Source organism: Paenibacillus terrae HPL-003 (assembly GCF_000235585.1).
Lineage (GTDB): Bacteria > Bacillota > Bacilli > Paenibacillales > Paenibacillaceae > Paenibacillus > Paenibacillus terrae_B.
In genome coordinates this window covers 1645372-1670669 of the sequence record NC_016641.1, presented here as the reverse complement: position 1 = coordinate 1670669, position 25298 = coordinate 1645372, and the positions used below count along the sequence as shown (strand labels likewise).

Genomic DNA, 25298 nt, shown 5'->3' with positions numbered 1-25298 from the left:
AATCAGACGCCTACCTTGCGTTTCAGGAAATTGCGTAGCAGTTGATGCCCGTGGTTCGTAATGATGGATTCAGGGTGGAACTGAACTCCTTCCACGGCAAATTCTTTGTGCCGCAAGCCCATAATTTCACCTTCCGCAGTTTCAGCGGTAATTTCCAGACATTCAGGCAGGCTCTCGCGTTCCACCAACAAAGAATGATACCGGGTCGCTGTGAATGGGGAAGGCAAACCTTCAAATACCGATGTATTATGGTGGAGAATCGGTGATGTTTTGCCGTGCATGAGTCGTTCAGCCCGGATGACATTCCCCCCAAACGCCTGTCCGATGGCCTGGTGACCGAGACAAACCCCGAAGATCGGAATCAGCCCTTTAAAGTGGCTAATCACATCCAGCGATATTCCCGCCTCATTCGGCGTGCATGGACCCGGTGAAATCAGAATATGCTCCGGTGCCAACTCTTCTATGCCTTTCAGATCAATCTCATCGTTCCGTCTTACGGTTACTTCCTCGCCTAGCTCACCCAAATACTGAACAAGATTGTACGTAAACGAATCATAGTTATCAATCACCAAAATCATACGACTCACCCTCCTGTGATACCGCTCTTGCTCAAAGCGGCTTCTTCTTCACCACATTGTACTGCCTTCATGACGGCTCTTGCCTTATTTCGGCACTCGCGATATTCCCTGTACGGGTCTGAGTCAATGACAATGCCTGCACCTGCCTGTAAGTAGGCCGTGCTACCTTTGACAGCTAGTGTTCTTATTATAATATTTAATTCCATATTGCCGTTATAGTCAATCCACCCCATGGACCCTGTATAAGGACCACGCCGAACAGGTTCTAATTCTTCAATGATTTCCATGGTGCGCACCTTGGGCGCTCCGGTAATGGTTCCCCCAGGAAAGGTGGCGGCGATCACATCTAAAGCGGTACGACCGGCGGCCAGCTTACCCTCTACTTGAGAAACGAGATGCATCACGTGCGAATAATACTCCACTGTCAGCAGCTCCGGCACATGCACCGTTCCGTATTCAGCAATCCGTCCGATATCATTGCGTTCCAGATCGACGAGCATAATATGCTCGGCGCGCTCTTTTTCACTCGATAGCAGCTCGGCAGCCATGGCAGTATCCTCTTCCGGTGTGAGTCCACGCCTTCTCGTACCTGCAATGGGACGTGCGCTGACGCATCCATCCTCCAGCTTTACCAATAATTCTGGCGAACCGCTAACAATTCGTAAATCTGGCATCCTCAGCAGGCCCATGTAAGGGGAAGGGTTCAGCAGGCGAAGCCACTCATAGATATCCTCAGGTTGGGCTGCCAGCGTACGTTGCTGACGAATCGACAGGTTCACCTGAAACACGTCACCTTGTGCAATGTATTCCTGCACTCGCTTTACGGCGTGTTCAAAATCCTCTTGGTTGAAAGCTGCTTTCCAGCCTTCATGATGAGCAACGAACGGCTCTTCTTCGGCAAGCCTTGCGCAACGGCGAATATAAGCAGGGTCAGATGCTCCGGCTTGTATGATGTTTTCCCACTGGATCAGCATACGTTCTGCACGCTGGACAGCTTCTGTGTAATATTCGGAAAGTATGGCTTTCTGCTGCTCCAAAGCGACATCATGGATATTGGCGGTATTACTACTGACGGTATCCAAGTGAACAGGTGCGGGCGTATGAACAGTGCAATAAATACGGCCTTCCTCATGATCATAGATCCATAGCTCGTTCACTTGCATCCATACATAGTCCGGTATGCCTGTATCGTCTGCCGCCTGTATCGGTAGGCGCTCCAATGAGCGAGCTACATCGTAACCGAGATAACCGGCAAAGCCGCCAGTGAAAAAAGGGATGCCCGGTACGCGCGGCGCACGGTAGGGGGCGATCCAGTCATTCATGACTGTTAGGGGCTGACCGTGTATGAGATCGCGCTTGCCGCTTTTTAGATCGGTCCAGACTGCCTGTTCCCCTTTACCTTCCAATATAGCAACCGGATTTAAGCCCAGATAGGTGTATCTCCCGCCTTTAGCGCTCTCCAGTAAAAAAGCATAGGGTGACGAATCCTCCCATGCCTTCTGCCATGATAACGGTAAACCGTCCGCAGGTAATTGATACTCAGCAATATATGGGAGTATACTCCAGCCTTCCTTCTGCCAGGCCTGCCACTGTGCCTCCGTTACTCTAGCTGTCGGTTTCATGCGTGTGTGCTTCCCCTTCCCTTACTTTGCGCAAAGTCTATATGCTATTTTTAAAAAGAATCCCCCACCCCCCTGACAACAGGGAAATGAGGGATTCCTTACATATAGTATACACAATTACGACGTAATTACAGCTCGAAATTGTATAGTGGTGTGCTCAGGTAACGTTCACCATTACTTGGAATAATGACAACAATTCGTTTGCCCTTGCCCAATTGCTTAGCCAGCTTCAAAGCCGCGTGAACAGCCGCACCGGAGGAAATACCCGACAAAATACCCTCTTCCTTGGCTACTGTGCGCGCAACTTCGAAAGCTTCATCATTTTCTACATGAATAATTTCATCATAGATGTCACGGTTCAAAATTTCAGGAATAAAGTTGGCACCCAGTCCCTGAATTTTGTGAGGCCCTGGTTTACCACCAGCTAATAGTGGAGAAGAAGCCGGCTCTACAGCGACAATTTTAATTTCCGGGAATTCTTTCTTAAGCACTTCTCCGGCACCAGAGATGGTTCCGCCCGTACCCACGCCTGCTACAAAAGCATCCAGAGTTCCGCCGATGGAGCGAATGGCTTCAACGATCTCAGGGCCTGTCGTTTCACGGTGAATCTTGGTGTTGGCTTTGTTCTTGAACTGCTCGGCAGCAAAATACTCCGGATTCTCACTCAGCAGCTCTTCCATTTTCTTAACAGAGCCGTTCATGCCTTCCGCTCCGGGTGTCAGTACAAGATCTGCTCCGTAAGCGCGCAGCAAGTTGCGACGCTCCACGCTCATTGTTTCTGGCATAACGATTACTGCCTTGTAACCCTTCGCGGCTGCAACCATAGCCAAACCGATTCCTGTATTACCGCTGGTAGCTTCAATAATGGTACCGCCTGGTTTGAGCAGTCCTTCACGCTCGGCCTCTTCCACCATACTAATAGCGATACGGTCTTTTACACTTGAACCCGGGTTCTGGTATTCCAGTTTCAAATAAATTTCTGCGCTATCTTCCGGTACGATCCGGTTAAGACGGACGAGAGGGGTTTCACCGATAAGCTCGGTAACGTTATTGACAACTTTAGCCATGATAAGTTCCTCCCTGACATTGGATGTTATATTAATTTTTTTTGCAAAATCACATTGTTAATCAATCTTGGTTTTAATTTCCGATTAAAAAGGTTGGTTTTCACGATAATCATAACAATCTTCAAATCCATTGTCAATACGAGCCATAAAAAACACGACACCTCCAACTCTGATTTTCAGCATTGCGCTCGCTTCAAACCAAGAATCGCTCACTCTGTTTATAGAGAAATGGAGGGCATATCTTTTCCAGGCAAAATGCGTACCCCGTATTTATCACGCAAGCTTTTCTCTACCTCTTCCAGAGAGGCAGCTTGAGCGAGTGCAAGCGAGCGGCGAATTTGCTGTCGAATCTGTTGTTCGTTCGTGGGAGCTTCCAAGCGGATATCCTGTACAAAAATGACGGCATAACCCTCATTAACAGCGATGGGACCAGCAACATCACCGGAACTTAGCTCTCTCGCTGCCTCCATAATCTTTTGCGGCTGAAAAGGGTCATACTCGTTCACCCATCCCAGCTGTCCGCTTTTGTCTTTGCCATCAAGATGACTGGAATGTTCTTGAAGCAGTGTATCAAAGCTTTCTCCCTGCTTGACCCGTTCAAGTAGCGTCTCAGCTTCCTCCGCTTGGGTCGCGTATATGGCTGCCAGCTTGATCTGCTTGCCGACTGCAAATTCCTCAGAATGTTGCTTCCAGTACTCGTCAATCTCAGCTTCCTGAACTTGAATACCCTGTGTGGCTATTTTCTCCAACCCAATCCGGTATTCCGCCTCATTCCGCAAATCATCCGGATTTAATCCGAATTGTTGCTGCATTTCATCAAAATAGGCGCGATCCGAGACATACCCTTTACTATCCTGCTCCAGCACCTGCTGCAAATCCTCTTGGGTAACCTTGATACCGAGACGCCCAGCCTCCGCCTCCACAACTTTGCGGTTTAGCATTTGCAGCAGTGTAGTGGCTCCATAGCGTTTTTTCAGCTCTGCAATCCACTGTTCCTCCGATATGCCTTCCTGCCCCATCTCCGCCACAGCTTGATCGCCGTCGTCCTTGGTTACATCACCCGGCTTTAACAGCCCGCGGAGCATGATAAAACCACCCAAGGCGGCGACACTGACGGTCAGGATAATGACAGCCGTCCATAATCCTTTCTCCCGTGTACTCATCGCTCGCACCGCCCATCCGGTTAGGCTTTGGCTTGATCTAACAGATTTTGCAATTCGCCTTTATTAAACTGGTAAGCCTCATTACAGAAGTGACATACGACCTCGGCCTGTCCCTCTTCCTCAATCAGCTGCTCCAATTCGCTTTCTCCCAAGCTGATTAATGTTTTTTCCACACGCTCTCGCGAGCATTCACATTGAAAATGAATATCCATTTCGTCGAGAATCCGAACGTCCGGCAGCATCCAGCGCAGCATTTCATCAAGCTCCAAGCCCTGATCCAACAGAGCTGTAACTGGCGGAATGGAACCGACCGCATTTTCGATAGCCGTAATCTCATCATCATTCAAGCCCGGGAGCAACTGAATAATAAATCCGCCCGCCACGATAACCGAGTTATCGGTATCAACCAGAACGCCCAAGCCCACCGCCGAAGGTGTCTGCTCTGATTTGGCAAAATAGTAAGTAAAATCTTCACCCAGCTCACCGGAAATAATCGGCGTACTGCCACGATAAGGTTCTTTTAATCCCAAATCCTTGATGATATGAATAAAGCCCTCTGTTCCGACAGCACCTGCTACATCCAGTTTGCCCATACTGTTGCTCGGCAAATGTACATGTGGCTCGGACACATAGCCCCGCACCTCACCTACAGCGTTGGCATCAACGATGATTTGTCCGATTGGACCGTCACCTTTAACTTGAATGGTGAGCCGCTCTTTACCTTTTAACATAGAGCCCATAATGGCACCCGCTGTAAGTGTTCGTCCCAAAGCGGCGGTGGCGGTAGGATACGTATCATGTCTTCTCCGCAGTTCCTCCACCAGTTCTGTTGTCCGGACCGCGAAGGCTCTAACCCTTCCATCCATAGCTGTACCACGAATAAGTCGATCCTGTTTCTTTTCCATATTGATTTCCTCCCCTATTCTCAGAGCAGCTATATGCTGTTATTTTCGTTAGTGTATGTTTTTTCCGCATAACTAAAGCATGATTCCTGCTATATAAACAACCTGCATCGACAGATTACGCGAATCGTTCAAAAACGTAACATATTTCAGTATAGACGAAAAACGCCGCCAATCCAAACCGGTTTAATCTCCGGCTGGCCTCGGCGGCAGCTTATATCCATTTTTTATTCAGCGTTACGTTGGTAAATGATACGTAAGCCTTCCAGCGTCAACATCGGCAACACTTTCTGAATACTCCGTGTCTCCGAGGCAATTAACTCGGCAAGACCCCCGGTAGCAATAACCGTAGGCTCTGCCTGCATTTCCTCCTTGATGCGCTCCACAATACCGTCCACTTGCCCTGCATAACCGAAAATGATCCCCGCTTGCATAGCATGAACCGTATTGCGGCCGATGACCTTCTTGGGTTTTTCCAGCTCAATCCGAGGCAGCTTGGAAGCCCGTTGATAGAGCGCCTCCGTCGATATCCCGATACCCGGCACAATGACTCCACCCAAGTAGTCTCCCTTGTCATCAATACAATCAAACGTCGTCGCTGTTCCAAAATCCACCACAACCAGAGGACCGCCATACCGCTCGACAGCAGCAACGGCGTTCACGATCCGGTCAGCCCCTACTTCACGCGGATTTTCATAACGCAGATTAAGACCGGTCTTAATTCCCGGTCCGACGATTAGGGGCGTTCTGCCTATGTATTTGTCGCACATTTCCTCCAACACATGAACCAGCGGTGGAACGACTGAGGAGATAATGACCCCATCAATATCATCCTTCAATACACCGCCCATACTAAAAAGATTATGTATGAGCACGCCATATTCATCTGCGGTTGCCTGTCTGGAGGTGCTAATCCGGTAATGATGCAACAGCTCGCGCCCCTGATACATCCCCAGCACAATATTGGTATTGCCCACATCCACTACAAGAATCAATCGGTGTCACCTATCTTTCTTTGCGTTAAGGTCAAGGCTGATATCCAGATTATGAAAAGAGTACGTCAGCCTGCCTACAGAAATCACATCTACGCCGCTCTCAGCCATCGCGCGCACCGTTTCCAGCGATACATTGCCTGAAGCTTCTGTTTTGACATGTGGAGCCTGTTCCCGAATAAAACGAACTGCTTCCTTCATATCCTTAACGGACATGTTATCCAGCATAATAATATCCGCTCCGGCATTCAGCGCTTCCTGAATTTGTTCCATATTTTCCGTCTCTACTTCAATCGTCATCGTGTGCGGAATATGGGTACGTGCCCGGGTTACCGCCTGCATGATCCCACCGGCACCCTTGATATGATTATCCTTTATCATAACGGCATCGTACAAGCCAAACCGATGATTGGAACCGCCACCCACACGAACAGCGTATTTTTCAAGCAACCGATGCCCTGGTGTTGTTTTCCGTGTATCCACCAAGCGCGTCGAAAGTCCGTGGAGCTGGTCGACAAAAGATTTTGTTCGCGTCGCAATGCCGGACATCCGCTGAATCAAGTTTAGAGCCAAACGTTCTCCAGTCAGAATCGCATGGGTACTCCCTGTCACTTCTGCCAGAACGGTCCCCTGCTCGATCCATTGCCCATCAGTCACCAGTGGAGTGAAGGACAGCGAGGGGTCTACGACCCGAAATACGAGTTCTGCCACGGGCAAGCCCGCAGCAACACCGGATTCCTTGGCATGGATTACCGCTTTGGATTGGTGATTTGGCTCGATGGTCCAGCGCGTGGTCACATCGCCCGATCCTGTATCTTCTCGCAGCCAACTGCGAATTTGTGCTGTCAGCTCTTCCTGATACCCGCTAAACTCTCCGTAATACTCTCTGTTAGATGTCATGAACGCACTCCTCCGTTATCCCTTGCTCACGTCGCTGCTGGACATGCTTGCGCCATACGCCATCGTCTGCTGTAGGGAAATCGTCACGGTAATGTGCTCCCCTGCTTTCCTCGCGCAGCAGCGCCCCGTCCGTGACCAGCAAACCACATGTGAGCAAATTGGCAAACTCGATCTCTTCCCGACTGGTCAGAACTGCGCTGAAAACGGACATCTGCCCCCGTAGCTGATCCAGTGCTGCTTGCAGCCCCTCCCCATTCCGACGGACTCCGGCATAATGAACCATTGTTTCTTGCAGCTTAAGCTGCTGCTCAATGATAGACGAAGCCAGAGAGTCCACGCGGTTGTCATTGCAGGATATCAGCGTATGACCGGCCAGCGGCGGTAAAGAATGTAACCTCTCGACAATCCTGCCGCCAAATACGACCGCCTCAGATAACGAATTACTCGCCAAACGATTAGCCCCGTGTACACCCGTGGAAGACACCTCACCACAAGCGAATAGGCGTGCAAGGGTGCTTTCTCCATGCAAATTGGTCTGGACGCCGCCCATCATATAATGCGCAGCGGGCGCTATGGGAATCCAGTCCGTCGTTATATCAAGACCAAAAGACAGGCATGTCCGATAAATGGTTGGAAACCGTTGCTTGATCCGTTCAGACGGTTCATGTGTAATATCCAGGTATACAAACGCAGCCTGCGTACGTTCCATCTCATGAACGATGGCACGAGCTACAATATCCCTTGGTGCGAGTTCCTGTCGGGAATCATACTGCTCCATGAAACGCTCTCCGTGAGTATTGCGCAGCACAGCCCCTTCACCCCGTACGGCTTCGGAAATCAGGAATCTTGGAGCACCCGGATGACACAAAGCTGTCGGATGAAACTGTATAAATTCCATATCCCGCACAGCTGCGCCAGCGCGATATGCCATAGCAACCCCGTCCCCGGTCGCGATATCGGGATTGGTCGTATATCGAAATAATTGTCCACCGCCCCCGGAGCATAAAATCGTTGCATTCGCAGTGACATATAATCGTTCGCCATTCGGCTTTTGAACCAGAGCCCCGATGCACTCGCCATGCTCGGTCAGCAGGTCGATCACCATATGCTCGTTCCATACCTCGATAGCGGGATGATCAGCGACCTTCTCTGACAATGCACGAGCAATTTCATAGCCAGTGGCATCCCCATTTGCATGCAAGATGCGCCGATGGCTATGTGCGCCTTCCTGTGTAAGCGCAAGTTCGCCATTCTCCCGGTCAAAGACCGCACCTAAACGTATTAATTCCTGTACACCGCTTGGCCCCTCATGAACAAGGACTCTGACTGCTTCCGGTTCACACAGACCTGCACCTGCAATCAGAGTATCTTGAATATGATAAGCTGGTGCATCCTCATCCGAAGTGACAGCGGCAATGCCGCCTTGTGCATACCTGGTGTTGCTTTCCAACAATGCCTTCTTGGTAATTAGCAACACCCGTCGATTCTCCGCAGCCTTAATGGCCGTATATAAGCCCGCAATGCCGGAGCCGATAATCATCACGTCGGCTTCGAATTTGGGTAATTCCGCTACATCAAAATCAACCAGATATCTTGGAATCATGCCTTCACCTGTTTCACAGAAGAATAGCGCACACCATAAATTGTACAGTATGCGCTCAAGGTATATGTTCAAAAGGATTGAAAGTCGATTACAGCGGCTGACAGCTTGTATAAGCTAAGAACATGAACAGCCGTTTATTTAACAATAAATGTACACAACGTTCCTCCGTCTGTCAAATCACGTCAGCTATATCTCCAGTATTTAAAAAGCTCCGGAAAACCAATTGTTACTGGTTCTCCGGAGCTTTCATACACGCTTATTCAACTGTCAACCCGATGATCAGGTTGTTGGTGGTGGAGTACCACCAGAGTTGCCCGAATTGTTACCGTCCTCTGGCTTTTGCAGATTAGGAATATCATTCGGTTGATCCGTTGTATTCTTTGGCTCGTCATCCTTGCCTTGAATACGTACACGAACGTCTCCGATGTTGTCGATCACAGGCTCACCATTTTCCGGTGTTCCTTCTCCCTCATCCTTGCTTCCATCCAAAGAACCCGTCTCGATCAAACGTTTAATCTGATCAAGCTCCAGAGTTTCTTCTACCAGCAAGGTTTGGGCGATCAAATGAACCTCTTTGGAATGCTTGGTCAGGAGTTCTCTGGCACGCTCATAAGACTCGGTGATGAAGCGGTTCATCTCCTGGTCAATCTGATAAGCGATCTGATCACTGTAGTTCTGCTCATGACCAATATCCCGTCCCAGGAATACCTGGCCTTGCGAAGTGCCGAACTGCATTGGACCGAGCTTCTCACTCATACCGTATTCCACGATCATGCTACGTGCGATACTTGTTGCTTGTTGGAAGTCACTGTAAGCTCCCGTTCCGATTTCACCAATAAACAGTTCCTCGGATACACGTCCACCCAGCAAACCAGTGATTTTATCCAGCAATTCCTGCTTGGTTGTCAGCATGCGATCTTCCTTCGGAAGCATGATGACATATCCGCCTGCGCGTCCACGTGGAATAATCGTTACCTTGTGAACCATGTCGGCATTTTCCAAGAAGAAGCCGATAATCGTATGGCCTGCTTCGTGATAAGCTACAATCCGTTTCTCGCGGTCACTGATTACGCGGCTGCGTTTTTCTGTACCTACGATAACACGGTCGATCGCTTCATCCACTTCTCGCATCGAAATATCTTTGCGGTTACGACGAGCTGCGAGCAAAGCAGCTTCGTTCAACAGGTTTTCCAGATCAGCGCCTGTAAAGCCTGTTGTACGCTTCGCAATAACATCCATTTTAACATCTTTAGTTAATGGCTTGTTGCGTGCATGTACAAACAATACCGCTTCGCGGCCTTTAACGTCTGGACGATCAACAGTAATTTGACGGTCAAAACGTCCCGGACGAAGCAATGCCGGATCCAGAATATCCGGCCGGTTCGTTGCGGCCACGATGATAATACCTTCGTTCGCTCCGAATCCATCCATCTCAACGAGCAATTGGTTGAGCGTCTGCTCACGTTCATCATGTCCGCCACCCAATCCAGCGCCACGTTGACGTCCGACAGCATCAATTTCATCAATGAAAATGATACATGGTGCGTTCTTTTTCGCGTTTTCGAACAAATCCCGTACACGGGAAGCGCCGACACCGACGAACATTTCTACAAAATCAGAACCCGAAATGCTGAAAAACGGTACTCCGGCTTCGCCTGCAACAGCTCTCGCCAAGAGTGTTTTACCAGTACCCGGAGGGCCCACTAACAGAACACCTTTTGGAATACGGGCGCCCACAGCTGCGAACTTACGCGGATCCTTCAAGAATTCTACGACTTCAACAAGCTCTTGCTTCTCTTCGTCGGCCCCAGCCACGTCTTCGAAGGTAACTTTCTTCTTCTCTTCGTTATAAAGACGGGCTTTGCTCTTACCGAAGTTCATAACTTTGCCGCCACCGCCCTGCGCCTGATTGAACAGGAAGAAGAACAACAGGAACATGATCACCAAAGGAACAATAGAAGTCAAGAACGTCAGCCAAATGCTTTCGCCTTCCATTTTCTTCTGTACGTATTCAAATCCGTTCGTTTCACTAGCATTAACCAGTTCGGTTAAAGCAGAGTCTGTCGGCGGAACGTACACGGAAAAATTGGTGGATTTGGCATTAGCCGGCTGCTTCTTATATGCACCGGTTACAAGATAGGCGTAACCGTCAAATTGGACCGTTACTTTAGAGATATTATTAGCTTTAACCTCTTGCCGTAATTGGTCATATCTAGGGAGATCGGAGGCTTCGTTACTGTTGCTGACAAACTGAACGATACCCACCACAACTAAAAAAAGAATCAAATAAAAACCAGAATTCCGGATGAACCGATTCATCCCCTACCTCCTCTCGAAACACTTAAGTTATTTTACCATAGCCTATAAGCCCTTCTCAACAAAGGACCCTATTTAGTCCTAGGACTGGAGGCTGAGATTAGCTGGTGTAGATTTCCGGCTTCAAAATCCCTATGTATGGGAGGTTCCGGTAGTGCTCGGCATAATCCAGACCATAACCCACAACAAACGCATCCGGAAGAGTAAAACCGGTATAATCAGCTTCAAGATTAACCGTCCGGCGAGCAGGTTTGTCAAACAAGGTTACGACACATACCGAATTGGCATTACGGTTCTTAAGCAATTCAATCAAATGAGTTAACGTCAGGCCACTGTCGATAATATCTTCGACGATCAGAACGTCGCGTCCTTCAACCGAAGCGTCCAAATCCTTAATAATTTTAACGACGCCCGATGATTTGGTGGACACACCGTAACTGGATACAGCCATGAAATCAAGCTCCAGTGGTACTGTAATAGCTTTAACCAAATCCGCCATAAAGATAAACGCACCCTTCAGCACGCAGATCACCAACGGATTCTTTCCTTCGTATTGCACGCTGAGCTGTGCGCCCAATTCCTTGATTTTACTCTGAATTTCTTCTTCGCTGATCAATACTTCCTGAATATCATTCTGCAACGGTGTAAACCTCCTAAGTTTATACTATGAAAGCCGTTCCTGCGCAATTACCGATGCCCTGGACTCTCCTGTCTTTGCCATGACATATATATAACCGAAGACGTGTGCTTTTGCACTGCGGCATGTACAGAACGCCGCACGCCCGGAATCCAGAGAATAGCTCCGGAACGGTCGCAGACGATGGGAATAACGGGACGCAGCGAAGGAGGTATTTTTTCATCAATGAAAATATCTTTAACCTTTTTTCTACCGTTTAATCCCATTACATACATGGTATCTCCAGGTAATCGCGAGCGTACTGTCAACGGCAGGGCCAATTCATCTGCGTCGAAGCACGCTTCCTCCTCATTCGGCGGATTTTGTCCATCCGGATAGGAAGTTCTTCGCCACCGAAGTATACCTCCCGCCTCAGGCAATTCAAGCTTACCGGAAATAGGCAATACGTCCAGTCCATAGCACCATGCGCCCATAACGCCTTGCGTACGGTCAAACAAAACCGCTTGGTCATATTCGCGGACTCCAACTGCGCCACCGCCCAAGTCCAGACTCCACGTAGACGGTTGTTCCTGGAGAAGCCTCAGTCGAACGGTCTCAATTTTACGAAAATCTAAATTTTCACTGTCCGAAGGCAGATAATTTAATATTAGTTTAATCAACCTCCGTTGTAAAGCAACGGGTAGCTTACGAAAGGAGGCGATGGAAAACATATACCTGCTGTTATCCATGTGCACCAATTCTTCATATACCGCCAGCGTTGATACCTCCATAAAATCATTTTCGTCAGCCATGGTTTCAGCCAGCCGATTTAGAGAAGGTGTCAGTTGCTCATTATATTGCCCCAAAAAGGGAAGCACATCCATACGAATGGAGTTGCGGCGGTATTTCGATGATAAATTACTGCTGTCCGTTACATAGGAAAGGTCATGAAACTTGCAGAACTCGATCAGGTCAGCCTTGTACATACGAAGCAACGGGCGAATGAGTTGCACATTTTTTTCTTTGCGTGTCAGCCGCATACCCGCCAGACCTGCCGGGCCGCTACCGCGCAGCAAGTGCAGAAGAACGGTTTCGGCCTGATCGTCCCCATGATGAGCCATCGCAATATGCTGTGCCGCCCACTTTGCAGCCGTATCATGCAAAAAGGCATAGCGCAGCTCGCGAGCCGCTACCTGCGAGCCCTTGCCGCTCTCCTTCATATAAGCGGGCACATCAACGCGAATCATCTCAAACGGAATTTCAAGTTTCCGGGCCATGCGGCGTACCTCCTCAGCCTCCGCATCCGATTCCTCCGGCCTGAAGCCGTGGTGGACGTGAGCACAGATCAGCCGCAAAGGCATATGTACAACGGATATTTCATGTAAAATGTGCAAAAGGGCCACCGAATCCGGCCCGCCGGATACAGCAACCACAATGCGGTCTCCGGGGCTCCACAGCGAATGATCCCGCGCGAGGGCGAGCACTTCCTGTACAACACCGGTCGGTTTTGTTGTTCCCATTCACGACCCTCTTTTCTGCCGACCGTAAAAATGATGATCATCTGTTATCTTATGTAAGTCCTGCCGCTACCTTAGCGCAATCCAGAGCGCTCCGGCAAGCAGCAAAAGCGAGAGAGTGAAAGCATATCCCAGCCAGCGTGGATTTCCTCTTTTCACGGACGATTGCCTGACATGCGCAGCAGCCAGACGCGACCAGGAACGCGCCGCCACACGGGTATCGGGATATTCTCCACGCACTGCACCCATCAGCCATTCGGCATAGGGTCGTAATACACGGCTACGACGAATGATGATGGTTAATTCCGCCGTATTACGCAGCTGTGGTAGCCTGCCCGCCGCTACTTTTAACGATTCGCCCTCCAATATATGAATAGTCAGAAGGGCGAAGGCAAACAGATCATACTGGGAATCGGCATTTCGACTGCCCGCATTCCAGAATCCCCTGTCATACCATTCTGTAAATTGCTTGACGCTCCGTCCCGCAAGGGACACCCCGCCATAATCAATCAACTCGGCTTCTCCATAGGCATTGACCAAAATATTTTGAGGCTTCAAATCGCCAAATACCCATCCTGCCTGATGCAGATCAGCCAAACGATTAAGTATGCCAGTTCCAGCCACACCATACCATTCCGCTCCCTTGAGCGCCACAAAACGGTGAAGCGGATCTCCCTTGACGTATCGCATGACATAAAAGGGTATTTCCCCACCGCTACGCAAGGATATATCATCCACCTCGAACAAAAAGGATGGATGTCCGTTTTGCTGGAGAGCGGATTGGGTTCCCTGCGACTGCAATGTGGTCAGCACGTTAATCTCTGATTGCAGATCAAGCGTGTTCTTCCCCATTTTCAGAGCAAATTGTCGATCTGCCTGTGCCTCTTTTACCAAATATACAGTTCCGTTCGCCCCACGGCCCAGCAGACGCTGAATGACATAGCTACTCCGCTTCCACTTGCCCTTGATGACCGTTCCGGGTGCAAGAACGGGATCAGACGACGTAGTCACCGAGCATCCCTTCTCCTTTGCCATAGGATTCTTCCATAGCCTTCTGTTCTCCTAGTGTAACATATCGGTAATAATCAATCACTTGTAAAATGGCTGGACCCGTTGGCGTCGCCCCCTTCATCCGCAAACGGCCGAATATCGACTTCACCTGGCTAAGTTCAGAGGTCCAACCAATATCCATTACCGCATCTTCACCCATCCGTCCCCCAGGAAAATGAAAGACAGAAATACGGCTAGGCCCGCTTCTGGACTGTAAACTAAGCAGCAAATCCCGAATACTGTCTTCTACGGCAGGCAGCTTGGGCTTCATGCTCGCACTGGCATCAATAAGCAAAGCAATTTCCAAAGCGCTGGTTTCTGTCAGCTCATCCATCACCTCAACCACCTGGGCCCGTTTGGCTGGCGGCAGTTCACCGATATGTCGGGCGCCCCCCTCACCCAAAATATGCGTTAACTCTCTATTAACCGCCTGCTGAATCGTTTGAACCACTGTTTTGCGGGTCATCATCTGCATGGTCTGTGCCAACTGCTTCGTGCCTACGATTTGGCTGAAACCTCCCCCCGCTTTAGCGATTTCCTGAATCTCTGAACTTCCAAGCTCGCCAATCGTCCCATAATCTATGACTCCGGCTACGTTCACCGTAATGCCTTCCTGTAAAGCCTGAGCCGCCGCCATGACTGGACTGACACCCACATTAGAGCATCCGTCTGTAATGATCAAAATTTGCTTCATAGCTTTTTGACCTCCCGCTTCCTCGTAATCTATTCCGATAGATTCTATCTTTGCCGAATCTGGAACGATTCAAACGAAGAACGCGGATTTTTAAAAAGGAAGCGAAATTTCCCGGGCAATGTCTATTCAGCTAACCGTACGCGGGCGCTCCATCCAGCTCATACCCGGTACATGAAGCGTGGCCCATTCTGGGCGGAAATGATCTATTTTGCTAACAACTACCGTCATGTCATCATAGATTTGATTTTGCTGGTAACGAATAACTCGTTCCAATAGACAGTCAGCCAACTGCTGCGGGTCATCGCTTTCAATTTCCTGAATCATGCGTTTCATCCATATTTCCTTGTTTACCGCATAACCCGGCGAGTCGTATATACCATCTGTGATCATGATCAAAATATCACCTGGCTGTAATTGAAGCGACACCAGATCAATTTCAATATCCTGTATAATGCCAATCGGCAAATTACTGGCAGATACGGGAATGACCTCCTCCCCTCTTTTAATAAAGCTTGGCGTTGACCCAATCTTCATGAATGTCGTCCGGGCCGTATACTGATCAATCAGCGCCATATCGACCGTAGCATACATTTCCTCGGGTGATCTCAGCATCAGAACAGAGTTGACCGACTTGATTGCCAGCTTCTCATCCATACCGGATTGCAGTAATTCCTCCAAAATATTAAGCGCCGCGCTGCTCTCTTGCTGCGCCCGCTCTCCGTTGCCCATTCCATCGCTCAAAGAGACCGCAAAGGTCCCGTTCCCCAGCTCCATCATGCTGTAGCTGTCTCCCGAGAAAAAATCCCCTCCTTTGGCAGCGCTTGCTACTCCCGTGGCAATTTCATATGTTTTGGCGGAGCCAAACATGACTGTAGCCAGTCCCTGGCGGCGATCTGCCGCCGTTTCGCGCATCACAGCAATATGCTCGTCCAATATGTCTGACAGCAGTGGAGCAATGATTTTCCGGCATTCGTCAAATCCCCTTGTATAAGCATGGACAATCTCAATTTCTACTTGGCCCGCATCCAGATTGATAATCTCAATAGATTGTATGGATAAGCCCAGCCGATCAAGCGCCTCTCGTATTTGTTCCTCCTGCCGATGCATGGTTTGCCCTTCCCGCTGAATTTCCCGCGCCAAATCCTCCATAATCTGTGATACGCCAGATAGCTGATCAGCAACAAGCTGACGACTGTCGTATACTTGGCGTTTCCACTGCATATTATGCTGGTAGAGGCTATACTGCTGCTTCATCACTTGCAGCACTGCTCCCGTCTTGGCGCAGGCCTTGCTCCACTGCGGCGGCATCTGCTCCGGCATCAAATTCGGATTATCCTCAATAGCACTCATCATTTCCGTCATATACTGATGGGTTTGCATAAACTTGCCGTCCCAGCATTGCTCGCACTTGAAGCAGGAGGCACACGTTCCCTCCGCCACAGCGTTCATAAAATGCTCGATTTCACCTTCCGGCTTCGCGCTCTCACTCGCAGATATCTGGTGAAAGCTGCGGGATAGCTGACTGAATACGCGGGAAAATTTCGTCACCCGCTCGGCAGTGAGATCACGGACTCTTTTGGCATACTCATGCTGGGATTTGGCGTGGTCCTGCGTACCAGGAACATAGGTAGAAACCGCTTTAAAGAAACTTTTTGGGGTAATTAAGAATAATAGAATCGCTGCGCAGCTCTCCCAGGTCGATGTAAGCACATCCCCGGTTCCGTCCAAATAGATTGTCAGAATTGAGGAACCTAGCAACATCCCGAGTGCTACGGCACCTTTTCGCCCTTCACGCAGCATCCCTGCCAGCAAACCGGCAAATGCGAGCAAACTCATCTGCACAATCGCAGACATATTGGCCAGGCTTAAAATTAAACCGGTAATCACACCGACCGAAGCACCCAGCGAGGCGCCTCCCACCAAGGCGAATACCAAGACCAAATAGCGAGATAGCACATGATCGACAGACAGCGAGTGAATCGTCCATCCTACCGCTCCCGTCATCACAGAGGCCAGTAAAATGATCAGACACAAAATTTCCTCATTTTTGAGCTGGCTTGTCTTTTTGCGATACGTAAACAATGGAATAGCCTGTGTAAAAACAAGTGTCAGCATAAAGCTGAGAACCGCATCCGTCCCCACGATGACAAGGTCATACCATGTGAAGGACGGGGCCATCACCGCGTAAAATAAATTGACCATAAACACAGACAGGAAAACCATAAGCGGGGCATAAGATAATTCCAGCCGATCAAAGGTTCGTAGCCCGCGATACAGGAGATAGAATACAAGCAGCTCGCCGCCAATCATGAATAAGGATGGATAAGGGGCAAGCAGACTGCCTAACATGACCGATACAGCTACAGGCAGCATCAGATCACGCCGCAGGAACATAATGACTGCAAAATAAGCGAGCGCAAAAGGGGATAGCTCGTCCAAAATGGTGGCGCGTCCCAGTAAAAATCCCATAGCAGACAATAGCAGCATCCATCTTTGCGCCGTTACCCATTGCACTGCTTTATGTGAATCCAGCCGCTTCTTGAGTCTGGAAGACCAACCTTCCGTACGTTCTTTAGATTTGGACTTTCTGGACTTCAACCCTGGAAAATGTACCACGTTCCATTTTTCCATCATGCGTCAGGCACCCCATTCATCAATTTGATGTTTCCATCTTAAACCGGAACGATTGAGAAAGTTTGTCAGAACCTCACGTCTTATTCCAAGAAATTTCCGACAAAAAAACGTTCTGCGCGAAAGCACAGAGCATCGGCCTCAATGCCAAGCTACGTCCGCTTGGAAGCGTATGGTAATTACGAGCGCCCTCTCCCTACAAAGCCTCTTCCTGTCGCCCACACTTTCGCTTAGACTAGCGATTTGCCCAGAGATAGACGGAAAACCGTTGGAGTTTGTCGGACGATTATATCCACACGACAAAAAAAACGTCCACTTTTCAGCATGATGGCTCTGCTTTTTCTTCAACAAATCTTGAATACCATAAAACGCATGCAAGATTACCGCCGGATTGATCTCCCACGCTCCCATAGCCCTTCACATATTTCAGCTATTGTCGGCAGAACGCAAAAAAACCGTAGCAGTCTTTCGACTGTACGGTTTTCCGTGTATGGTTGATACGGTTGTCAAAGTGAATTAAACACGCTTCGCGCCGCGTCCTCCGCGTTTACCTTCGGTGTTCTTTTTCAGCGACGAAATGCGTTCTTCACTATCTTTTAGGAAGCGTGACATTTTATCCTCAAATGAAGGTTTACCCGGTGCAGGCTTGAACGAACGGCCTCCACGATCGCGGTTGAAACCACCGCCACCACCACCGCGTCCTTGACTTGGACCTGAACCTCCACCGCCGAAACGGTCGCCTCCGCCTGGTCCTCCTGTGCGCTCCGGTCTTGGAGCTCTTGGCGGACGGGCTTCACTTGCCGGCTTGTCAATCGTTTGCTTAATGGAAAGTCCGATTTTGCCGTCTTTATCAACATTAATGACTTTCACCGTCACGACATCATTAATCTTCAGGTGATCGTTAACATCCTTAACGTAGTTATCGGCGATTTCCGAGATGTGAACGAGACCCGTGACACCTCCAGACAAATCCACAAATGCTCCAAAATGCGTGATGCCTGTCACTTTGCCCTCTAACTTGGTGCCCACTTCAATTGCCATAGAATAAAATGATCCTCCCTTAAAATATACAACCGATTTTTTTGCAAAAAAATCCCGCTGTGGTGATTTGATTATACAAAATGGCGGAACCAAGGTCAACTAAGCATTGACCCAATGATGCGCCTATTTCTGCTCCCCGATGATCGGCGTCTCTTCCGGTTTGTAAAGACCGTACTTGCTTCTGGCAATTTCTCCGATATACTCGGGGTCCTTGAGACGATTCACTTCAGTTTGGAGCTGTTGTTCCGTTTGTGTAGCAGCTTGCTTCTGTTTTTCCTTCTGGCTGAGCTGTTCACTTCGATCGGCCATAATCATACCTTGAGAAAAAAAGGTAAAAATAGCCCAACTACCAAAGGCGGCAAGCGATAGCAACCAAATCATGATTCGCCTGCGCCCGCCCGCGTTGGACTTGGACGTAGGAGATGAATGGCGATCTACAGACGAATTACGCATGATACTACCTCCTTCCAAACCATCTTTTTGCTGTATTTTTCAGTCTGATGCCGAGCTTCACAAGCAATTCTGGAGTCCTCCAGCGCGCTTTAAGCGGACCGATTAGCCAAACGAGCGGCTTCCAAACCGGCATCAAGATGTATATCAGCATCCTTCCCAGGAACACAATAAGTGCCCATGTCCATCCGACCAGCTTGCGTACCAGCCGATACAGCGCCAACACCGGATGAACAATCAGGATGCGCAGTATGCTGTTCACGATCAACGTCAGTCTGCGGACTATCTTTAATAACATTACCACAAAACGTTGGGTTGTAACACTAAAGGCCCAAAAATAGAGCCAAACCCCCAAAAGTAGTCCTAAAAAGACATAAAACCGCAGCTCACCGCGATTACTCGCGTACAGCACACGGAAAATAAACAGGGCCGAGGCCACCCAATACAGCACGTCCAACGTATGAATGCTCCAACGGGCAAAATGAAAGCGGATGGACAGCACCCGGTAGCTGTCGAACACCACTCCCATTGCTATGCCCGACAGCAGCATCCACATCAGCGTCAGCCATTGTGTGTGAGGGTTCATTTGAAGAGCTTGCCGAATAGGCTTTTTCCATTTTTAGCCGGGGCCCCGGGCTCCAGGTAGACGAGGGAAGTAATCAGACCTTCAATGGACAGCAGCCCCTCTTCCAGACTGAGGTTTTTGATATGTAAATGCTGTCCGCGAATGGTGAGATGACCCAGCTCGGTCTGAAGCAGAAACTCTTCACTATCAAAACTCTCCACATTGCTGACGCCTGAAATATCGAGTTGCTTTCGGCTTTGCATGCGCAGGTCATGGTGTTTGGGCTTCCCTTGTTCAATCATGGCATGTACCCCTCCTTCTGTTCTTAGCTTATGAAGGGGACAACAGGATTTAGAACTGCACGAAAGAAACTGCATAAGAAAAAGCATCCCTTCATGAAAATATGAAGGGATGCTTTAATGTACAGCATATTAGAAAGTTAGACTCCAGTTACCAGTTCAAACCATTGTCTCTGGCAATGGGCTCTTCCTTCACTAAAGTGTACATACTTGCAGCCTCGTCCTTGCGTGTAGTCTCGGCGAGCCGTTCCACTCGCACAGTCACCAGCTTCTGGCCAAACTGGACGGTGATTTCATCGCCCACTTTGACCGCACTGCTCGGCTTGGCTTCGCGTCCGTTCACCACGACTCTCCCTTGTTCGGAGACGTCCTTGGCTACCGTACGCCGCTTAATCAGCCGCGAGACTTTCAAGAATTTATCAAGACGCATTAGTTAACGGCTTCTTTAAGCTTATTACCGGCTTTAAAAGCAGGAACGGTCGATTCTGGAATTTCAATCGTGTTGCCGGTTTGCGGATTGCGGCCTGTACGGCTGGAACGCTTGCGCGTTTCAAAAGTACCAAAGCCGATCAGTTGCACTTTGTCGCCGCTGGCGAGTGCATCTGTAATTTCACCAAGAACGCCATTCAATACAGCTTCAACGTCACGTTTGCTCAAACCACTTTTGCTGGAAATATTGTTGATCAGATCTGTCTTGTTCATAAGTTAAAAGCCTCCCAAATGTCAAAAAATAATCATCACGCTGCGTGTCCATAAATGGGGCAGACGTGAGGTCAAACTGCGGCCGAGGCCGCTCTGAATACAACTGGAATACGGTTGCCCGTAGACTACAGTTATTTTCAGAATTACTACAAGTTATTCTGGCTTGGCCTTAAAAATCCTGCAATGGCAGTCGTTTTTTAATTCGACCCCAGTTAAGCCAACATCCTACTACAAAAGTCTCCCCATTGGCAAGTCTCCTCAAAACGGACACGCTCCACACGGGCATTTGCCGTCTTTACGGCCTAAGATCTGCCAAGATTTTTTTTCGCTTCCTGCCAGTACGTCTCCATCTCATCCACGCTGCTGTCCTCGGGACTTCGTCCCTGCTCACGTAATCTCTTCTCAATGTACTGGAATCGGTCGATAAATTTGCGGTTGGTGGCGGACAGTGCCTCTTCCGGATCAACTCCCATAAAACGGGCTGCGTTCACAGCAACGAATAGCACGTCGCCCAACTCCAGCAACTGCGCCTCCACGGAATGTCCCTCGCGGACTGCTTCCTTCAGCTCAGCCAATTCTTCGTCCATTTTGTCGAATACGCCTTCAATGCCATCCCAGTTAAAGCCTACTTTCGCCGCCTTTTTCTGGAGCTTGTAGGACTTCATGAGCGCAGGCAAATCACGCGGGACACCATCCAGTACGGAAAGCTGTGCTGACGCTGTGCCTTTAATCCGCTTTTCCTCGGCTTTCATCTGTTCCCAATTTTGCAGCGCCTCTTCCGCATCATTCGCCTGATTGTCTCCAAACACGTGCGGATGGCGGAAAATGAGCTTGTCATTCAGCCCTTGAATCACATCATACACATTGAAGGTTCCAACTTCTTCTTCCATCTGGGCATGCAGCAAAATTTGCAGCAGCAGATCGCCCAGCTCTTCCTTCATGTGCTCAGGATCGTCCTCATCTATCGTTTCGATGACTTCATAGGTTTCCTCGATCAGATTTTTGCGAATCGACTGATGTGTCTGTTCCCGGTCCCATGGGCACCCTTCCGGACTGCGTAAAATATCAACAATCTCATGCAGACGGTCAAAAGAACGCCGTTTCAGCGCATCATCCTCACTGCGCGGTATGTACACCAGAGACAGGTTTCCGTAGCCCTCCACCCGATCCAGCTCGTACAGTGGCACTCTGTGCACCGCTTCCTCGCCCTCCACGCCAAGCGCATGACCTACATAGACCTCATAGTCATCAGGATAGCGCTCCATTAAACACAGCTTCACATCCGAAGCCGTAAACGTATCATATACCTGTCCAATCAGCGTGTGCAACTGAGGTTGAAGCCAGCTCGCATCCAGCGTACCTGCGTCCAACAACTGGAAACCTTCAATCGGGTCAAAACCAAGACGCACAAAAGCTTCATCCAGAAAACTTTCGCCGCCAAGGATGTTCAGTTTAATATCCTGTGCAGGACAACGCTCTTTGAGCAGCTGCACTGCCGCTTCCGCAACCATCGGGTGGCCCGGAACCGCATAGACGATTTCGCTTCCGTCCGCAGCTTTAGCGGCCGCTGCTATCAACTGACTGGTAATTTCCTCGTATACCTCTGGAAAAGATTCCTTGGTCTCATACACGGTGTCAAACGACTCGAAGCCCACTTCAAACTCATCCAGCACTTTAACTGCCGGGTGCTCCTTCGTCCGCAGATACAGCGCCGAAGCGCCCCGCATTTTATTCAATATTCCTATCGTAAGCTGATCCGGGTCTCCCGAGCCTAATCCTACGACTGTTAGTATTGCGCTCATGTCCAATCCTCCGTTCCGCAGAAACGTGGCACACACTCCGTACATGTACGGCGCGCTGCTGCTTCCGCTTCCTTTGCTTTGGCACTACTATACCACAAAGTATATACAGGCTCATAAAATGGCTCCCCCCGCCGCGCAACCGCAAGCGGCATAGCTACGGGCTACGCCAGCACGCGCAGTCTGCGCAGCAGGGCTGCCAGCGGGCGTCCGAGCTTGGGCACCGCCGCAAGCTCCGCCTCCGTGATCAGCCTCAAGCGTGCGAGGCCGATCACGAACACCGAGGCGCCTGCGGCTACGCCCAGCAGGCTTTCCGCCGCCGCTGTGGCACGGCCTCCGGCGGCCCACCCCAAGGCACCCAGCGCGGCGCTGGTGCCCCACATCGCCGCTGCGGCTGCGCAGGCCAAGGCGGCAAGCAGTGCCGCCGGCTTGAGCACGCTGGCGGACCAGCTCCAGCGCAGCCCCGCCAGGCGGGCGAGCAGCGCGATGTTGATCGCCGCCGCCAGCAGATAGGCGGCGGCTCCCGCGATGGCTGCGCCAGCCGTGCCCAGCTGCGGCACGAGCAGCCAGTTCAGCAGTGCCTTGGCTGCGGCTGCGGCGAGCATCGCCAAGGCTGGGGCGCGAACTGCGCCCAGCCCTTGCAGCAGCGCCGCCGAGATGATGCTGAGCGTGCCGCCTACGGCAGTCAGCGCCATCCAGCGCATGACTCCACTGCCGGTGTCATCCGCGTACAGCATCACGTTGACGGGCACCGCCAGTACAATTAAGCCTGTCGCGGCGGCTAGTCCCAGCAGCCAGAACCAGCGCAGCGATTGCTCACACTGGCGGCGCGCCAGCTCCGTGCCGCCCGTTACCCGAGCTTCCGCCAGCGACGGAATGAATAATGCCGACAGCGTGGTGGCAAACATCATCACCAGCTGTACAAGCGGCAGACCGCGGTTATAGACACCGAAGGCCACCATAACCCCTGTATCGTCCAGACCCTCCTGCTTTAGCAAGCGAGGTACAGTAAACGTGTCCACCAAACTAATCAGCGGGACCGCCAGCGCTCCCAAGCAAACAGGCAGGGCATAACGAAGCAATGCCTTTAGCAAAGCACCGTAGCTCTCCGTCTGGTAGGCTTCTCCAGCCCGTCCCTGTACTGTCCCAGATGCACTCTCTAGCACACCTAATACGACAGCATGACTGCCACTCACCAAATCATCCGCCGTTCTCTCTATGACGTCAGAACGTCCAGACGCAGTCTCCTGTATGCCCATCTGTTCTGTCTTCCCAACAGGCTGCAAAGCCTGCTCAGACGGCCTCTCTTGCCTTTTGAGCCTCTTCCTGTGGTTACGCCAGAATAACAGCATAACGACTAGACCCGCTGCCCCACCAGCCGCAGAGCCGAAAACAGCACCGGCAGCAATCATATCGGGTCCCGCTCCTTGCGACAGCATGAGCAGCAACAGCACGATCATCACACCCACCCGTACCGTCTGCTCCGTCACTTGGGAAACAGCGGTCGGGATCATATTTTGCAAACCCTGAAAATATCCCCTTAGCCCCGCCATAACCGGCACGAACAAAAAGGCTAAAGCCGCCGCCCTCACCGAGGGAATGACATGAGCATTGTCGATCCACTGACCGATCAGCGGTGCGCACGTATACATCAGCACGCCCAGAATCACACCAAAAATGCCCAATACAAGCGAGGACAACCGGGCTACGCGTTGCCCAGCGGCCCGGTTTCCCACCGCCTCATACTCAGCTACAAATTTTGATATCGCCGCCGGAAATCCAGCAGCGGCAATGGTAATCAACAGCGTATAAAAAGGATAAACCGTATTATAAATACCGAACACGCCGTCACCGCCGATATTTTGCAGCGGGATTTTTTGCAATGTGCCGATCAGCTTGCTCGCTACCGCCGCCAGAGTCAAAATGACAGCACCCCGTAGCAGCCGCGAAGCGGCGCGATTTTCCTGCATCGTCCGTTCCCCACTCCTACCTGAAATATGCATCTTTCACGAGTCCTATTATACCGCCTCTTTCTCTGGAAAGAAAAAAAGCCCCGCAAGACGACAGACGGCTTTCGCCATTCAGTGCGTCTTACAGGGTCAGAACGGGGGACTACTGTTCCATTTGTTTGCCGAGGAAACCAGCGGCTGTTTCAGCCATTTTGATCTCCATTTCGGCCATTTTCACGTTTTCGTCCTTGTTCAGCAATACAACAGAACCAATAGGATCACCACCTGAAACAATGGGAGCCGTCACAAAGGACGAGAGTGTTTCTTCGTGGTCTCGGGTCAGCTCATAGGAACCGCTGGCTGTTTCCAGTACCGTTTTGCGATTATCCATACTTCCTTCGATAATGCTGCCGATCGGCTTGTCCAGAAACTCTTTTTTGGAGCCTCCGGCCACTGTAATAATGGTGTCCCGGTCGGTAATCATCGTAATATGGCCTGTGCTTTCAAACAGGGACTCAGCGTATTCTTTGGCGAAATCACCAAGTTCACCGATAGGTGAATACTTTTTCAAAATGACTTCTCCGTCACGATCCACAAAAATTTCAAGCGGATCTCCTTCACGAATTCTCAAGGTGCGGCGAATTTCCTTAGGAATAACTACCCGCCCCAGATCATCAATACGTCGAACTATACCAGTAGCTTTCATTTCACATGTTGCCCCACTTTCTCAAGAAGAATTTAGTAAACTACTGACGGTATCGAAAGACGCTTCCGCTCCCCCGGAAGCGGTCACGAAGAACGTCACGGTCATGGTGTTTATGGTGATATCTGACCATAGTATT

General features: G+C 50.2%; 23 protein-coding genes. All 23 read right to left on the bottom strand.

The window, feature by feature from the left end:
* Positions 1–2: 2 nt before the first annotated feature.
* A complete protein-coding gene (gene pabA / locus HPL003_RS07660) occupies positions 3–578 on the bottom strand; it encodes an aminodeoxychorismate/anthranilate synthase component II (protein WP_014279066.1) in 576 nt (191 codons plus the stop codon).
* A 5-nt stretch (positions 579–583) separates the two neighbouring features.
* Entirely contained in the window at positions 584–2200 is a 1617-nt protein-coding gene (locus tag HPL003_RS07655) for an anthranilate synthase component I family protein (RefSeq protein ID WP_014279065.1), read from the bottom strand.
* Between the two features lie 128 nt (positions 2201–2328).
* On the bottom strand, positions 2329–3267 hold the full coding sequence (gene cysK, locus HPL003_RS07650) for a cysteine synthase A (RefSeq protein ID WP_014279064.1): 939 nt from the start codon (positions 3265–3267) through the stop codon (positions 2329–2331).
* A 218-nt stretch (positions 3268–3485) separates the two neighbouring features.
* Complete coding sequence (locus HPL003_RS07645) at positions 3486–4430, bottom strand: peptidyl-prolyl cis-trans isomerase (RefSeq protein ID WP_014279063.1); 945 nt, start codon at positions 4428–4430, stop codon at positions 3486–3488.
* Between the two features lie 20 nt (positions 4431–4450).
* Positions 4451–5335: an Hsp33 family molecular chaperone HslO gene (gene hslO, locus HPL003_RS07640; RefSeq protein WP_014279062.1), complete on the bottom strand. Its 885-nt coding sequence runs from the start codon at positions 5333–5335 to the stop codon at positions 4451–4453.
* A gap of 224 nt (positions 5336–5559) precedes the next feature.
* Positions 5560–6327 (bottom strand): type III pantothenate kinase, encoded by a 768-nt coding sequence (locus HPL003_RS07635; RefSeq protein WP_014279061.1) that lies wholly within the window; start codon positions 6325–6327, stop codon positions 5560–5562.
* Positions 6328–6333: 6 nt separating this feature from the next.
* The gene (gene nadC, locus HPL003_RS07630) at positions 6334–7224 is read right to left on the bottom strand and encodes a carboxylating nicotinate-nucleotide diphosphorylase (RefSeq protein ID WP_014279060.1); all 891 of its coding nucleotides are present in this window, start codon (positions 7222–7224) and stop codon (positions 6334–6336) included.
* The gene (nadB, locus tag HPL003_RS07625) at positions 7214–8827 is read right to left on the bottom strand and encodes an L-aspartate oxidase (RefSeq protein ID WP_014279059.1); all 1614 of its coding nucleotides are present in this window, start codon (positions 8825–8827) and stop codon (positions 7214–7216) included. The genes nadC and nadB overlap by 11 nt, the downstream gene beginning before the upstream one ends.
* A gap of 279 nt (positions 8828–9106) precedes the next feature.
* Positions 9107–11146: an ATP-dependent zinc metalloprotease FtsH gene (gene ftsH / locus HPL003_RS07620; RefSeq protein ID WP_014279058.1), complete on the bottom strand. Its 2040-nt coding sequence runs from the start codon at positions 11144–11146 to the stop codon at positions 9107–9109.
* Between the two features lie 97 nt (positions 11147–11243).
* On the bottom strand, positions 11244–11783 hold the full coding sequence (gene hpt / locus HPL003_RS07615) for a hypoxanthine phosphoribosyltransferase (RefSeq protein WP_014279057.1): 540 nt from the start codon (positions 11781–11783) through the stop codon (positions 11244–11246).
* 47 nt (positions 11784–11830) lie between these two features.
* Positions 11831–13279, bottom strand: a complete 1449-nt coding sequence (gene tilS / locus HPL003_RS07610; protein WP_014279056.1) for a tRNA lysidine(34) synthetase TilS — start codon at positions 13277–13279, stop codon at positions 11831–11833.
* 66 nt (positions 13280–13345) lie between these two features.
* On the bottom strand, positions 13346–14287 hold the full coding sequence (locus tag HPL003_RS07605; RefSeq protein WP_014279055.1) for a protein kinase domain-containing protein: 942 nt from the start codon (positions 14285–14287) through the stop codon (positions 13346–13348).
* Entirely contained in the window at positions 14271–15020 is a 750-nt protein-coding gene (locus tag HPL003_RS07600) for a vWA domain-containing protein (RefSeq protein WP_014279054.1), read from the bottom strand. Before HPL003_RS07600 ends, HPL003_RS07605 begins: the two co-directional genes overlap by 17 nt.
* Before the next feature lie 126 nt (positions 15021–15146).
* Positions 15147–17654, bottom strand: a complete 2508-nt coding sequence (gene spoIIE / locus HPL003_RS07595; RefSeq protein ID WP_014279053.1) for a stage II sporulation protein E — start codon at positions 17652–17654, stop codon at positions 15147–15149.
* A 513-nt stretch (positions 17655–18167) separates the two neighbouring features.
* On the bottom strand, positions 18168–18692 hold the full coding sequence (locus HPL003_RS07585; protein ID WP_014279051.1) for a S1 domain-containing RNA-binding protein: 525 nt from the start codon (positions 18690–18692) through the stop codon (positions 18168–18170).
* 123 nt (positions 18693–18815) lie between these two features.
* On the bottom strand, positions 18816–19145 hold the full coding sequence (locus HPL003_RS07580; protein WP_014279050.1) for an FtsB family cell division protein: 330 nt from the start codon (positions 19143–19145) through the stop codon (positions 18816–18818).
* A gap of 4 nt (positions 19146–19149) precedes the next feature.
* The gene (gene yabQ / locus HPL003_RS07575; protein WP_014279049.1) at positions 19150–19728 is read right to left on the bottom strand and encodes a spore cortex biosynthesis protein YabQ; all 579 of its coding nucleotides are present in this window, start codon (positions 19726–19728) and stop codon (positions 19150–19152) included.
* Positions 19725–20009 carry a sporulation protein YabP gene (gene yabP, locus HPL003_RS07570; RefSeq protein WP_014279048.1) on the bottom strand — a complete coding sequence of 95 codons (285 nt, stop codon included), beginning with the start codon at positions 20007–20009 and terminating at the stop codon, positions 19725–19727. Before yabP ends, yabQ begins: the two co-directional genes overlap by 4 nt.
* Before the next feature lie 148 nt (positions 20010–20157).
* A complete protein-coding gene (locus HPL003_RS07565; RefSeq protein ID WP_014279047.1) occupies positions 20158–20436 on the bottom strand; it encodes an RNA-binding S4 domain-containing protein in 279 nt (92 codons plus the stop codon).
* Positions 20436–20708 carry an HU family DNA-binding protein gene (locus HPL003_RS07560; protein ID WP_007428028.1) on the bottom strand — a complete coding sequence of 91 codons (273 nt, stop codon included), beginning with the start codon at positions 20706–20708 and terminating at the stop codon, positions 20436–20438. Before HPL003_RS07560 ends, HPL003_RS07565 begins: the two co-directional genes overlap by 1 nt.
* Before the next feature lie 302 nt (positions 20709–21010).
* A complete protein-coding gene (gene yabN, locus HPL003_RS07555; RefSeq protein WP_014279046.1) occupies positions 21011–22510 on the bottom strand; it encodes a bifunctional methyltransferase/pyrophosphohydrolase YabN in 1500 nt (499 codons plus the stop codon).
* Positions 22511–22671: 161 nt separating this feature from the next.
* Entirely contained in the window at positions 22672–24477 is a 1806-nt protein-coding gene (locus tag HPL003_RS07550; RefSeq protein ID WP_014279044.1) for a putative polysaccharide biosynthesis protein, read from the bottom strand.
* Positions 24478–24619: 142 nt separating this feature from the next.
* Entirely contained in the window at positions 24620–25162 is a 543-nt protein-coding gene (spoVT, locus tag HPL003_RS07545; RefSeq protein WP_014279043.1) for a stage V sporulation protein T, read from the bottom strand.
* Positions 25163–25298 lie beyond the last annotated feature (136 nt).

What these genes read in the sequence shown, in the direction of transcription:
- HPL003_RS07645 (WP_014279063.1), bottom strand. Translation starts at nt 4,430, where the DNA reads ATGAGTACACGGGAGAAAGGATTATGGACGGCTGTCATTATCCTGACC.
- cysK (WP_014279064.1), bottom strand. Translation starts at nt 3,267, where the DNA reads ATGGCTAAAGTTGTCAATAACGTTACCGAGCTTATCGGTGAAACCCCT.
- HPL003_RS07600 (WP_014279054.1), bottom strand. Translation starts at nt 15,020, where the DNA reads ATGAAGCAAATTTTGATCATTACAGACGGATGCTCTAATGTGGGTGTC.
- yabP (WP_014279048.1), bottom strand. Translation starts at nt 20,009, where the DNA reads ATGATTGAACAAGGGAAGCCCAAACACCATGACCTGCGCATGCAAAGC.
- spoVT (WP_014279043.1), bottom strand. Translation starts at nt 25,162, where the DNA reads ATGAAAGCTACTGGTATAGTTCGACGTATTGATGATCTGGGGCGGGTA.
- pabA (WP_014279066.1), bottom strand. Translation starts at nt 578, where the DNA reads ATGATTTTGGTGATTGATAACTATGATTCGTTTACGTACAATCTTGTT.
- HPL003_RS07560 (WP_007428028.1), bottom strand. Translation starts at nt 20,708, where the DNA reads ATGAACAAGACAGATCTGATCAACAATATTTCCAGCAAAAGTGGTTTG.
- HPL003_RS07655 (WP_014279065.1), bottom strand. Translation starts at nt 2,200, where the DNA reads ATGAAACCGACAGCTAGAGTAACGGAGGCACAGTGGCAGGCCTGGCAG.
- hslO (WP_014279062.1), bottom strand. Translation starts at nt 5,335, where the DNA reads ATGGAAAAGAAACAGGATCGACTTATTCGTGGTACAGCTATGGATGGA.
- HPL003_RS07585 (WP_014279051.1), bottom strand. Translation starts at nt 18,692, where the DNA reads ATGGCAATTGAAGTGGGCACCAAGTTAGAGGGCAAAGTGACAGGCATC.
- spoIIE (WP_014279053.1), bottom strand. Translation starts at nt 17,654, where the DNA reads ATGATGGAAAAATGGAACGTGGTACATTTTCCAGGGTTGAAGTCCAGA.
- nadB (WP_014279059.1), bottom strand. Translation starts at nt 8,827, where the DNA reads ATGATTCCAAGATATCTGGTTGATTTTGATGTAGCGGAATTACCCAAA.
- HPL003_RS07565 (WP_014279047.1), bottom strand. Translation starts at nt 20,436, where the DNA reads ATGCGTCTTGATAAATTCTTGAAAGTCTCGCGGCTGATTAAGCGGCGT.
- yabQ (WP_014279049.1), bottom strand. Translation starts at nt 19,728, where the DNA reads ATGAACCCTCACACACAATGGCTGACGCTGATGTGGATGCTGCTGTCG.
- HPL003_RS07550 (WP_014279044.1), bottom strand. Translation starts at nt 24,477, where the DNA reads ATGCAGGAAAATCGCGCCGCTTCGCGGCTGCTACGGGGTGCTGTCATT.
- yabN (WP_014279046.1), bottom strand. Translation starts at nt 22,510, where the DNA reads ATGAGCGCAATACTAACAGTCGTAGGATTAGGCTCGGGAGACCCGGAT.
- HPL003_RS07580 (WP_014279050.1), bottom strand. Translation starts at nt 19,145, where the DNA reads ATGCGTAATTCGTCTGTAGATCGCCATTCATCTCCTACGTCCAAGTCC.
- tilS (WP_014279056.1), bottom strand. Translation starts at nt 13,279, where the DNA reads ATGGGAACAACAAAACCGACCGGTGTTGTACAGGAAGTGCTCGCCCTC.
- ftsH (WP_014279058.1), bottom strand. Translation starts at nt 11,146, where the DNA reads ATGAATCGGTTCATCCGGAATTCTGGTTTTTATTTGATTCTTTTTTTA.
- nadC (WP_014279060.1), bottom strand. Translation starts at nt 7,224, where the DNA reads ATGACATCTAACAGAGAGTATTACGGAGAGTTTAGCGGGTATCAGGAA.